The sequence below is a fragment of the Microcoleus sp. AT9b-C3 genome (assembly GCF_036705485.1).
In the GTDB taxonomy this organism is placed as follows: Bacteria; Cyanobacteriota; Cyanobacteriia; order Cyanobacteriales; family Microcoleaceae; genus Microcoleus.
Map to the genome: position 1 here is coordinate 21171 of NZ_JAUBUR010000040.1, position 12633 is coordinate 33803.

A 12633-nucleotide genomic window follows, 5' to 3' on the forward strand; every position below is an offset into this window, starting at 1 on the left:
GCAGCCGTTCTGCGGAGCGGACGATAGCGCCTTATTGGCGATTAATCGCCGCCTCCTGAGTTTCCCTCAACAATCAGTTACTTTCAAGTCTTAGTTTTATTTACTCTCAGATTTTGAGATCGCTTGCTGTTTTCCTGCCCGTCAGCAAATAAGTCCGCATTTCCCCTTTACCTTTAATCTCGATCTCGCCGCGATCTTCAAATTCATATTTATCGTGCAGCAAATTATAAGTATAGTGGCTGACTTGAATGCGGCCTGTTATGCCGTGAGATTCCATGCGGCTGGCTGTATTCACCGCATTTCCCCACAAGTCGTAAATGAATTTTTTAGTGCCGATTACCCCCGCTACCACTGGCCCGCTATTAATCCCGATGCGAAGGTCAAATTTCGCGTCTAGCTTCACATTTAATTCCTTAATTGCTGCTAGCATATCCAGCGCCATTTCGGCGATCGCCTCTGCGTGGTCTGGACGTTCAATGGGAATACCGGCTGCTACCATGTAAGCATCCCCGATCGTCTTAATTTTTTCTAAGCCGTGCTTCTCACTCAGTTGGTCAAAAGCTGAGAAAATTTCATTCAGTAAGTATACTAATTTAGTGGCGGACATGGTAGTAGAAATTTGGGTAAAATTCACCAAGTCAGCAAAAAGAATTGTTGCTTTTTCAAACTTGTCTGCAATTACCCCCGGTTTATACTTCAACCTGTGGGCGATCGGTTCTGGCAAAATATTTAGCAGTAAACTTTCAGTTTTTTTCTGTTCTTTCCTGAGTGCAGATTCCATCTGCCTGCGCTTGGTGATATCATGAAAAAATACAGAAATGCCGTCGTGAGAAGGAAAAACCCGGACTTCCAGCCACACTTTTAAGGGACGATAATATTTTTCAAAAGCCACTCCAATTTGTTTGGCTACAGCTTCATGATACTCTTTATAAAACTCAGAATTCCTGAATTCGGGAAACTCTTCCCAAAAATTTTTACCATAAAGTTCTTCCTGCGAGCGCTTCAAAAATTGCGATCCTTTGTAATTGACGTAAGTAAATCGCCACTGGGTGTCGAAAGCAAAAAAAGCATCGCTCATTCCTTCTAAAAAATTGACAATTTGCTCGTCGGTAGAACGGAGTTTTTCTTCTACTTGTTTGTTCCTAAGCTGTGCCCGCTTTAATTTAGTCAGATTGATTCGCAACTCCATGTGGTTGATAATTTGCCGTCCTAAAGTCCGCAGCGCTTCTAGCTGTTCTGGGGTGAGATTACGAGGGATTGTATCTATCGCGCACAAAGTGCCTATCGGATAACCGTCAGGAGTTACTAGCGGCGCGCCAGCATAAAACCGAATATTAGGATTGGAAGTTACTAGCGGATTGGCGGCAAAGCGATTGTCATCTAAAGCATTGGGTACAACTAGCAATTCGTTGGGATTTAAAATAGCGTGGGCGCAAAAAGCTAACTCTCTCGGAGTTTCTGGCGCTTCCAGACCGACTTTTGATTTAAACCACTGTCTGTTAGAATCTATTAAGCTTACTAAAGCAATAGGAGTGCCGCAAATATAGGAGGCTAAAGCTGTTAGATCGTCAAAAGCTGCTTCTGCCTCTGTATCTAGAATGTCGTAGCGATGAAGTGCTTCTAGCCTCTCTTCTTCGTTGCTGGGCAAAGGTGCAGCTTGCATGCGCGGCGGCGAGGATACAGGTTTACGAACAATGCGTGGAAGTATTAGTGCTGCGAGTTTTCTGACTTGCGAGAACACTTTTTTAACTGATATCAAAAGACTTGTTTGCCAACCTTTATTCATCTTTATTTATTTTTTTTCACCCCTGATGGAACTGCGTATGTGCGATCGATCTCGGCTCTACTTACGTATTTACCGCAACTAACTCCTCAATCTGCAGAGCTTTTGTGGGCAATTTCCCAGTCAATACTTCTCTACCCTCATCGCTGACAAGTATATCATCTTCTATGCGTATCCCCCGCACATCGGCAAATTTTTCCAACTCCTCCCACTTAACAAAATTTTTATATTTGGCGCGGTTTTCTGGGTTATTTAAGATTGCCGGCACTTGATAAAATCCCGGTTCGATCGATACCAGCATTCCCGATCGCAAAACTCGATTCAGTCGCAAAAATCCCAAGCCAAACCGACTGCTTCTCGTTCTTCCGGCTTCATAGCCAGCCAAATCTCCTAAATCTTCCATATCGTGAACATCCAAACCAATTAGATGTCCGATACCGTGTACAAAAAATAGCGCGTGAGCATCCATTTCTACCAAATCTTCAACATGGCCCTGCAAGATACCCAAATCAACCAACCCTTTCGCCATAATCCGAGCAGCTAACAGATGAATGTCTTGATATTCCACCCCCGGACAAATTTTATCAATACAAGCATCGTGGGCTGCCAAAACAACATCATAAATCGCTCTTTGAGTCGGAGAAAACTTGCCAGAAACAGGCCAAGTGCGAGTCACATCAGCCGCCCATCCTGTTGATGTTTCCGCACCGACATCTGCTAACAACAAATCTCCGGTTTGTAGGGAATTGTGATAATGTTCGCTGTGCAGAACTTCTCCATGTACTGTAACGATACTAGGATAGGCAGAGGTCATATTTTTGGAGATGATGACACTTTCCATTGCAGCGCGCACCCCTGCTTCAATTTGAGCATTTCGAGTTGCCGCCATTCCCGCTTTGTGAGCTTCTACAGTAACAGCAGCAGCTTGACGCAATTCGGCCAAACTGGCTGCATCGTGGCTCAGCCGCAAAGATACGATCGCCTGAGTTAATTCTAGGTCGATTCCGGTTGGCGAGTTGGGCGGTGCCAGAGGGCGATCGAGAATTTGAGACTGTTGCAACTGAGTCCAAGAATCCTGAACGGCGATCGTTGCTGCATTTGTAGATCGCGATTTCAATTCGGCCATTGGAAAAGCAGCATCAGCACCAATTAGTTCGGCAATTTCTGCTCTTTTCGGCATTTCTCCGTGCCAAAGAGTGCTGCTAGCAGGTGCGTCATCTAAGAACAATTCTAATTTGCCCGATTCTAAGCGAATGGCAGCATTTTCTAAGGGCAAACCAGCAAAATATAGAAAGTGACTGCTGGCACGAAAGGGATAAGTAAGTGCCGGATAATTGCGAGGAATACTGCGCCCCGACCATAAAATTACCGGAAAATTAATTAAACGAGCCAGTTTTTGCCGCCGTTGGTGTAGAGTATTAGTTAACAAATCATTACCTTGTGTAATTGTCATGGGTAAAAACCTAGAATTTTGAGTTGGGTTTGCAGTCAGCCACAAGTTTTTGCATTCTCAGCATTAAAGCACTAAAATTCTGACTGTCAATAGCCGCCATTTTGGCTAAAATTCTCATCGGGAACTTCTTTTGTGCTAGCATTTATAGGCTGTATTTTTTATAGTCTTTGTCGTCATCGCGGGGATGATTGGGTTAAGCCGTAAGCCTGATCCACAGGCCGGAAAAACAGGCTGAAAGTGCTACTTTGCAGGCAATTAGCAGACAGGTCACAACACCCGCCATCAGTCAAATTCCTTAGTCTGGTTTTTGTTGATTGGGTGACATGAGCGATCGCCTATATTGACGGTTTGATCTTTTAGACTTTAAAGTATAAGTAAAATTAACTGCAAAAACATGAAAATTTCTCACAAAGCTCCTCAAACTTCTGTGCAAGTACGCGATTGGCCGATCGCACACTTACCGGGATTGAGCAAGGAAAACCAATCTCAACTGGCAGAGTGCAGCATCACCACAACCGGACAACTAATTCGCCTGACGAAAACGCAGGCGGCGAAAGTGTTGTTAGCCAATCAATTACAGATTAACATTCAATATGTTAATAAATGGGTAGCGATGGCAAATTTGGCTCGAATTCCCAGTGTAGGCTGTCAGTATTGCGGGCTGTTACTGCACGCGGGCGTTGCTTCGCCGGCTCAATTGGCTCAAATGCCCGTGGAGAGATTGCACCAACAAGTTTTAAGGCTGCACGTAGCGACAATGCAGCGCAATGACTTGACTCCTTCAGTCGATCGCGTGCAAAAATGGGTTCAACAAGCTAGATTAGTCAGTAGTCATTAGTCATTAGTCATTAGTTAGTAGTCATTATTATGTCAATTCAAGTTTACGGAATCCCGAACTGCGGAACCTGCAAAAAAGCTTTCCAGTGGCTCAAAGATAGCGAGGTTAATTACGAGTTCATTAACACCAAAGAACAGCCACCGACTCGCGAAACAATTCAAAGCTGGGTAGCTGCTTTGGGTTTTCAACCCATGCGAAATACTTCCGGTCAATCTTACCGCGCTTTGGGCGATGACAAGAAAAATTGGACGAGCGAACAGTGGGTGGAGGCTTTTGCTAAGGATGTGATGCTGCTGAAACGTCCTCTTTTCGTTAAAGATGGAACGGCTGTTTTAGTAGGTTTTAAAGAAGACGTAATTAGAGAAAAATTGGAGCTTTCAAGGGACTGAGTTTAGCCTGTTGTTCGCCGCAAAAACTTAAGTTCGCCCACATCATCCGAGAAACCCCAACGCTCGTAAAACGGCATCATGTTCGGCAAACAATTAAGATAAAAATGCTCGACAGCTTGCAGTTGGGGATGAGTTAAAACTGCATCCATCAACTTCGCACCCAGTCCCATCTTTCTGTGTGTCGGCTTGATAATCACATCAAAAATCATGGCTCTGTATACGAAATCGGTAATGACGCGGGTAATGCCAATTAGCCGATCGCTCTCATCGACAAAACCAATGATAACATCAGTCGCCGCCAGCATTTTCACAACATCCTCCCGCGTCCGCTTGTCGCTCCAAAACTCGTTTTTGTACAAATCCATCAAGTCGGAAACCTGGCTTTCGGTCAAAGTTTCGACAATTCGGTAGTTATCCATGTTATCGGTCATACTCTACTTTACCGTAATCTAGTTTAATTGCGCGATCGGCAATATCAAAATAGCGATCGTCGTGACTAATCACAAACACCGTTTTCCCCCGCTGCTTCAACTCCGGTAGCAACTGCTTGTAAAAAATATCCCGAAAAAACGGGTCTTGATCCGAAGCCCATTCATCAAACAAATAAATCGGTCTATCTTCCAAATACGCAGTCAGCAAAGCCAGCCGCTTTCGCTGTCCCTGAGACAAAGCCGTAGTTGACAAAACTCCCTCTTTCACCTGAACTTTATTTTCCAAATGAAACTCTCGCAAATATTCAGTCGCCTGCTTGTCCAAATCGTGATTAGTCATCCCCAAAAGCCTTTCAAACAGATAGAAATCCGAATAAATCGCAGAAAAATGCTGCCTGTACCACTCTCGATTTTCCTCAGTAATTGGCTGGCCATCTAGGAGAATTTTTCCTGATTCAGGAATATACAAGCCAGTGATTAACTTAGCTAAAGTAGACTTACCGCTGCCATTCCCGCCAATTATAAACACCAATTGACCCGGATGAAACTTCAAATTTAGCTCGCCCAAACTAAAATTGCTGTCTTCTTTTTCTCCTGGATAGCTGTGAATTACTCGATTTAACTCCAGCGTCTCCCACTCAGCCGTGTCAGGCAGTTTAACCGTTGAATTTATCTCAGCTTGACTCGCCAAAGCCAATCCCATTCTCTCTATCTTCTCAACAGAAGTATTAGCACGAAAAAGCGCCGGCAACCTTTGCAAAATATTGTTAAACGGAGACATTAAATAGGTACTTGTCAGAATGTAAGCTGACAAAACCGGAGTAGAAATCGGCACAAATTTGGGTAAAACAAATAACAACAAACCCATCAGCATAAAAAACAGCAACTGCCCAACTCCCATCGCAACTGCACCAGTATTCAAAGCAGTCACGTTATAATCGCGGGAAGCATCAGCACTCCCCTGCAATTCTTCCGTAAAAAACTCTTGGCGGCGCAGGGAATGCAGTTTAAGTTCCTTAATTCCATCAGTAATACTGCGAAAATGCTTAAACAATATATCTTGTTCTTGTCGGGCTAAATCGAAGAATTTACGCATTTTATTGAGCAACAACTGCACCGTGCCAATTGTCAGCCCCATAAAACAAAATACAACAACAAAAACAGTACCAGAAATCGTGCTTAAATAAGTTAAGCAGCCGATAACAACGGCGATATCAACACAGAGAAAAGGAATCAAAAATATAGTATTAGAAAGCGTTCCCACATCCTCTGTGAGAGTTGCCAGCAAGCGGTTAGCGCCCAACTCTTCCAAATTCCGCAAAGGAGTAGACAAAATCCCGCGACTCAAACTCAGCCGCAGATTGTAAACCGCTTCTTGAGAAAGGTAGATTAACAAAAATTGCGATATGACTCCGGCGACGAGAGCCAAAACTGCTAACCCGGCAAAATACCAGACTAAATTACCATTGGAATTGTCGCTGATTGCCCGGTTAATTAGGGAAATTAACATAGCGCTGCAACCGCCGCTGATTAAGCCTGTGAGTATGGCGATGGAAACATTTAACCAAGAAGCTTTTAACAGTAACCAAATTACATTCATCTAATTTTACTCGGAATTTAACTTGTGAAACTCGGGAATAAACCAAGTAAATACCCTAATTCGTGGTTATTACAATCTCGCTCGCCCATGAATTTTATTCAGCAGTCTGGGATTTGCAGAAACCAACCAATTAATTTGATTATTTTCCTTCTGTTTCAGAGGTTTCAAATACCACTTTTGCATAAATCTCGCTCATCGACATTTGCACTCCCAAGGAAGCAAAAGAAACTGTTGCTGTCTCTCCCTCATATTCCCGAAATAACCATTCATTTGGTTCTGTTTTAATATATTGTGCGACTAAAAACTCAGATTGATTGACTAACACATATTCACAGAATTCAGGGATAGATCGATAAAACCGAAACTTATCCTCTCGATCAAAATCTTTGGTAGACTTAGAAAGCACTTCCACGATGAGCATCGGATTGAGGATCTCATCACTGCGTCCCTCGGTAAAAACTGGCTCCCCTTCAATCACCATCACATCCGGGTAAGTTCCCCGTCGGTACCGAGGAATCCACAACCGCAAATCGTTGTGAAAAAGCTCATAGGGCTGCCCCTCAAGCAAATTTCCCAAGACTCTACTCAAATTTCGGATAATCCGGCTGTGATTAATACTACAACCAGTCATTTGTACAATTTCTCCATCGCGGTATTCATTTCTAAACTCAGCATTTTCCTCTAACTCCCGGTACTCATCTGGAGTATAAAACTTTGCCTTACTTTGTACTAACATTGTGGCCTCTGTACTAACTTTTATCTGCGTTAATCTGCCTACATCTGCCTACATCTGCGGTTAAAAATCATAATTAACAGTATATCACAACAAAAAAGAAACGCCCAACTTCAAGGAGTCAGGCGTTTTCCACTATTTCAAAACCAGGACAAATTAATCCCGACTAGACACCAAATTCGATTCTATTTTCGCACCCACAACAGGTTGCACATGACTCAATGCCGACTGAAACATGGGTGTTTTGGTAATAGCATCATTAGCCAAATTAAACAACGGGTTTGACAAAATTCCCGCCAATGTTGTCGCAACTAAGGTGAGTACAACGCTGACTTGCAAAGGCCGCATTCCCTGAAGGTTCCAGCGAACTTCGGGATAATTTTTTACCGCGTCTGACATTTCTTGAGGTTCTTTTACTACCATCATCTTGACAACGCGGATGTAGTAGTAAATCGAAACAACGCTGGTAATTAATCCCAGAATAACTAAACCGTAAAGTCCTGCTTGCCAGCCGGCCCAGAACAGATAGATTTTGCCGAAAAATCCAGCCAGGGGCGGAATTCCACCGAGAGAAAGCAGGCAAATACTTAAGGCTAAAGTTAACAGCGGGTCTTTTTGGTACAAACCTGAGTATTCGCTAATTTGGTCGGTTCCAGTCCGCAGCGAGAACAGGATGATGCAGGCGAAAGCACCCAAGTTCATAAACAGGTAAACCAACAGATAAAATACCATGCTGGAGTAACCGGCTTCTGTTCCTGCAATCAAACCCAGCATCACAAAACCGGCTTGGGCGATCGACGAATAAGCCAAAAGCCGCTTCATGCTAGTCTGGGCGAGGGCAACCACATTTCCTAACACCATGCTGAGAATGGCTAAGGCCGTGAACACGAAGTGCCACTGTTCGGTAAGTGCGGGGAAAGCAGTTGTTAACAAGCGGATTGCTAGGGCAAAACCTGCTGCTTTGGAACCGACAGAAAGAAAGGCAACAACGGGTGTAGGAGAACCTTCGTAAACGTCAGGAGTCCACTGGTGGAAGGGAACTGCAGAGATTTTGAAGGCGATGCCGGCGATCGCAAAAACCAAAGCAATTACCAAACCGAGAGATTGACCTTCATCCACAGTAGAAAGGTTAGCCGCGATCGCACTTAACTTAGTTTCGCCGCCCGACAACCCGTACAGCAGCGAAATCCCGTAGAGAAACACCGCCGAAGAAGAAGCCCCAATTAACAAATATTTCAAAGCAGCTTCATTGGAACGCGGGTCGCGTTTTGTGTAACCCGTCAGCAAATAAGACGAGATACTCAGAGTTTCCAGCGAAATAAAAATCATCACCAATTCATCAGCGCCGCTGAGGAACATTCCCCCCAAAGTAGCGCTAAGCAAAATGCCGATAAATTCCGCCAAAGCAGTACCAGTTTGCAGTACATAGCGGACGGATATCAAAATAGTGACAGCCGCACTCAAAGCGATAATTCCGCGAAACACTAAACTCAAGGCATCGCTGTTAAAACCGCCCAGAAACGAAATGGTATCCGTGTTATCCCACTGCAAACACAAAGCAGCGACGGCGGCCAGCAAACCCGCAACGGCAGCGTAGGGAGTCCAACCCGAGGAACTGCGGCCTACGATTAAATCGCCGACGAGAACCACCAAGAGGGTGATGATGACAATTCCCTCTGGCAAGATAGTTCCAGCATTTAGCTGGGCAGCAAGAGTAGCAAAATCCATATTTTCAGGCAGGTTGGGTAGTACAAGCCGCAAAGGCTGTAATGGGCTGTGAACTTGTAAAAATTCTTTACCAAACACAGATTGTAGCGGATTACAGCTTCGCGATCCCAGTTGGGCGGCTGTTTGTTGCCGGTGAGTTGATACTCGGTAGCGGTTTTGCACACATTTGCGGGCATTTGAGAGATTGCCCCCTGATGTCACCTGGGACGAGAGTCGCGATCGACCTTAACTGGCACAATGTAGAAAGTTAAACCAGTAATGTGGCATGACTGACTCGCTAAGTGCCCCGACTAGGATAATGAATTTCACAAACAAGCTGCAACTCGGTTAGTAGAATTGGCAACAGTGCGATCGGGCCCGCAAGTTCTACATATAGCTACCGGAACAGGTTTAGTGGCTATTGCCGAAGATGCACTTAGGTCGATCGGGCCCAAGAAAATATGAGTCGCCTTTTCTAGACCAGGAATGCTATAGCTAGTATGTATAAACTACTCAATTACATCTGTATATTTATTATTACCTGCTGGCTGCTGTTTGCTTGTCAGTCTTCGCAACCTTTAAAAGTAAAACGTCCTCCCCTAAAAGTATCTTGTGTTCCTTTTGTTGGCTATACACCTCTCATCATTGCTCAAGAGAAAGGATTCTTCAAAACGCAAGGGGTAGACGTGGAACTCAGCTATATAGAGGACTCACAATTGCTTTTCGCGGATTTCAGTGCAGGGAAGTATGATGCGATCGCATTGACCTTGGGCGATTTTGTGATTTTGAGTGCCACAGATCCTGATATGCAAGCTGTGATGGTTGTGGATGAATCGACAGGGGCAGATGTGGTAGTCGCCCAATCAGAGATTAAAACAATCCCTAACTTGAAAGGAAAAAAGCTTGGTGCAAATCTAGGCGACTTTAGCGAGTTTTTCGTTACTGAGATGTTGAAAACCTCTAAGCTGACAAGCGATGATGTTAGACTGGTTAAAGTCGAGGCTTTTGAAGTTCCCAATCGCTTACAAAACAATGCTATCCAAGCAGGACACACTTGGGAACCGTATCTTTCTGAAGCATTAAAATTAGGGGCGCATGTCCTGTTTACAAGCAAACAAACCCCAGGCTTAATTTTGGATTTGGTAGCGTTTCGGGGCGAGGTGATACGCGATCGCCCCGAAGATATTCGCGCCTTTGTGCGAGGCTGGCTTCAAGGCTTGTCATATTGGGAAACAAATATTCCCGAAGCAAACGAGATCGTGAGCAAAGCGTTGAATATTCCCATCAATACAATTTATTTTGAGGGAATAGACCTCACTGACCTTGCAGAAAATCAAAAGCTTTTTCAATCAGACAGTCCTCATTATATCTATAAAACCGCCAAAAAATATGCGGACTTTTTTATTCGCGCTGGCAATGTGACGCGCCTTCCCAATCTAGAAACCTTGTTCAATTCTTCTTTCTTAACCCCCCCCTCCTAGTCTTAAACCATGAAGCGATTGTTTTTCACCAGCATTCGTACAAAGTTAATCGTGTCGTTTCTCGTCGTTGCTCTGATTCCGTTGCTGTTGTTAGCATTTATCAACAAGCAGACAACTGAAAAGGCATTGACCGACAACGCACAACAAGCCCTATCTGCGGCGGCTAACGAAACCGCTTACAGAATAGATGGGTTTATCGATGGGAATCTCAATGCCGTGCGCGTAGAAGCGCTTTTACCAGGTTTGGCAGCCTATCTGGGCCTACCTCCAGAACGGCGAAATGGTAGTCCCCAAGAGATGTTAGCGACTGAAACCTTAACCAGGCTCAGTCGCAAAGATATGCTTAATATTATCTCCTATGCCTTGCTCAACTTAAATGGACGGAATGTACTCGATACGAATACACCGGATGTGGGACGAGATGAATCCGGTCAAGATTACTTCCAAGAACCGCTCAAAACTCAACTATCTTTTGTTTCTAGCATTAGGCAATCGCCGACAATTCCCAACCTCGTTACGCTCTTCTTTAGCAGTCCTGTTCGCGATGCGAAGGGAAATATATTGGGTGTATTGCGGGTGACATACAATGCCACATCTGTCCAGCAGTTGGTGAGTCGGGAAACTGAGCGTGCAGGTGCGAAATCGTTAGCCGTTCTTTTAGATGAGAACTATATCCATCTGGCACATAGCACTACACATGAACTTCTTTTCAAATCAATTGTGCCTTTGTCACCCAATGTTGTAGCGAAACTGCAACGCGAAGGGCGTTTGCCCAAGACTTTAACGAAAGAACTTGCAATCAATTTGCCCGACCTCAAGCAAGTATTAGACACTAAGCAGCCCTATCTAACCACACGATTGTCAGCTACGGGTAATAATGAGTTGAGCCTCTTAGCGATCGCCCGCCTGAAATATAAACCTTGGTCAGTTCTTTTCGCACAACCCATTGCCGTTGCCCTAGCACCTGTAGAAAAACAAATACAGGATGCACTTCTTTTATTAGCAATCATCGCCACAATTGTAACTATCATCGCTTTGGCGATCGCACAACTATTAACCAAGCCTCTGATTTACCTCACCCAAGCAGTTGCCCAGTTTACGGCGGGTCACTTAGATATGCGTGTGAAGATGCGATCGCGAGACGAAATCGGTCTGCTGGCACGATCTTTCAACAGCATGGCGAGGCAAATCCAAGAATCCTTTGAAACCCTCGAAGACAAAGTTAAAGAACGAACAGCAGAACTCGCTAATGCTAATCAGGAAATCATTACCCTCAACGAAAAACTCAAAGTAGACAACCTCCGTTTAGGTGCAGAAGTGAATGTGGCGCGTCAGATCCAGCAAATGATTTTGCCTAACCCTCATGAACTGGAAATTGACGGACTAGATATCGCCGGATACATGGAACCCGCCGATGAAGTAGGAGGGGACTACTACGACGTGCTACAGATCGATGGTGTTGTCACACTGGCGATCGGTGATGTCACCGGACATGGCCTGGAAAGTGGCATTCTGATGCTGATGGCGCAAACCTCAGTTCGCACCCTGCAAGAGATTCGTGGACTAGATCCAGTTCGATTCCTGGATGTACTCAACCGTACCCTCTACAAAAACGTGCAGCGCATGAATTCTGAGAAAAGTCTGACGCTGGCGATTTTGAACTACTCCGAAGGACGGATCAGCATCAGCGGTCAGCATGAAGAAACGCTAGTGGTGCGAAAAAATGGAGAGGTTGAGCGCATCGATACGATGGAGTTAGGCTTCCCGATCGCTTTAGATGATGATATCGCAGACTTCATCAGTCACGTCCTGATTGAGCTAGAACCTGGAGATGGGGTGGTGCTTTATACTGATGGCATTCCAGAAGCATATAACATCGGCAAAAAGCAGTATGGACTGAAGCAATTGTGTCAAGTAATTAGTCAAAATTGGCACAAGTCTGCCGCAGGAGTTAAGGATGCGGTGATTCTAGATGTGCGGCAACATATAGGTAAGCAGAAAGTGTTTGATGATATTACGTTGCTAGTCTTTAAGCGGCAGGCTGACGTTACTGAAAAGGGAAATTTAGTTAATAATAATATTATACCAAATCAAATCCTAAAATGAAGAATAAAGTTTGAGGAATTCTTTATGAAAGTAAGCTACCAATAAAGAATTGATTTAACAGCAGACGAGTTAAAAATAATTTTGTCCGACTAGCGAACTCTACCTAATAAAC

Annotated in this window: 10 protein-coding genes; 4 read left to right on the plus strand and 6 right to left on the minus strand. The window is 44.4% G+C overall.

What is annotated here, in order from left to right; translation table 11 throughout:
- Positions 1 to 106 precede the first annotated feature (106 nt).
- Both QUB77_RS26420 and QUB77_RS26425 read right to left on the minus strand, forming a co-directional pair.
- On the minus strand, positions 107 to 1663 hold the full coding sequence (locus tag QUB77_RS26420) for an adenylate/guanylate cyclase domain-containing protein (protein WP_333178997.1): 1557 nt from the start codon (positions 1661 to 1663) through the stop codon (positions 107 to 109).
- Between the two features lie 184 nt (positions 1664 to 1847).
- The gene (locus QUB77_RS26425) at positions 1848 to 3236 is read right to left on the minus strand and encodes an aminopeptidase P family protein (RefSeq protein ID WP_333178995.1); all 1389 of its coding nucleotides are present in this window, start codon (positions 3234 to 3236) and stop codon (positions 1848 to 1850) included.
- A 394-nt stretch (positions 3237 to 3630) separates the two neighbouring features.
- Between QUB77_RS26425 and QUB77_RS26430 the strand changes: the two genes are divergently transcribed.
- Together QUB77_RS26430 and QUB77_RS26435 are read left to right on the plus strand one after the other, a co-directional pair.
- Positions 3631 to 4074, plus strand: a complete 444-nt coding sequence (locus tag QUB77_RS26430) for a DUF4332 domain-containing protein (RefSeq protein ID WP_333178993.1) — start codon at positions 3631 to 3633, stop codon at positions 4072 to 4074.
- Between the two features lie 29 nt (positions 4075 to 4103).
- Positions 4104 to 4463, plus strand: coding sequence for a Spx/MgsR family RNA polymerase-binding regulatory protein (locus QUB77_RS26435; protein ID WP_333178991.1), 360 nt, complete (start codon positions 4104 to 4106; stop codon positions 4461 to 4463).
- A gap of 2 nt (positions 4464 to 4465) precedes the next feature.
- Here the strand turns inward: QUB77_RS26435 and QUB77_RS26440 are convergent, their stop codons facing one another.
- The 4 genes from QUB77_RS26440 to QUB77_RS26455 all read right to left on the minus strand — a co-directional run bounded on the left by QUB77_RS26440 (position 4466) and on the right by QUB77_RS26455 (position 8955).
- A complete protein-coding gene (locus tag QUB77_RS26440) occupies positions 4466 to 4894 on the minus strand; it encodes a GNAT family N-acetyltransferase (RefSeq protein WP_333178989.1) in 429 nt (142 codons plus the stop codon).
- Positions 4884 to 6494: a cyclic peptide export ABC transporter gene (locus QUB77_RS26445; RefSeq protein ID WP_333178987.1), complete on the minus strand. Its 1611-nt coding sequence runs from the start codon at positions 6492 to 6494 to the stop codon at positions 4884 to 4886. The genes QUB77_RS26440 and QUB77_RS26445 overlap by 11 nt, the downstream gene beginning before the upstream one ends.
- Positions 6495 to 6633: 139 nt before the next feature.
- Positions 6634 to 7230 (minus strand): Uma2 family endonuclease, encoded by a 597-nt coding sequence (locus QUB77_RS26450; RefSeq protein WP_333178985.1) that lies wholly within the window; start codon positions 7228 to 7230, stop codon positions 6634 to 6636.
- 153 nt (positions 7231 to 7383) lie between these two features.
- A complete protein-coding gene (locus QUB77_RS26455; RefSeq protein WP_333179051.1) occupies positions 7384 to 8955 on the minus strand; it encodes an NAD(P)H-quinone oxidoreductase subunit N in 1572 nt (523 codons plus the stop codon).
- 479 nt (positions 8956 to 9434) lie between these two features.
- Here QUB77_RS26455 and QUB77_RS26460 point away from each other — a divergent pair, with 479 nt between their 5' ends.
- Both QUB77_RS26460 and QUB77_RS26465 read left to right on the plus strand, forming a co-directional pair.
- Positions 9435 to 10415 (plus strand): ABC transporter substrate-binding protein, encoded by a 981-nt coding sequence (locus QUB77_RS26460; RefSeq protein WP_333178982.1) that lies wholly within the window; start codon positions 9435 to 9437, stop codon positions 10413 to 10415.
- Between the two features lie 9 nt (positions 10416 to 10424).
- Entirely contained in the window at positions 10425 to 12521 is a 2097-nt protein-coding gene (locus QUB77_RS26465) for a SpoIIE family protein phosphatase (protein ID WP_333178979.1), read from the plus strand.
- Positions 12522 to 12633 lie beyond the last annotated feature (112 nt).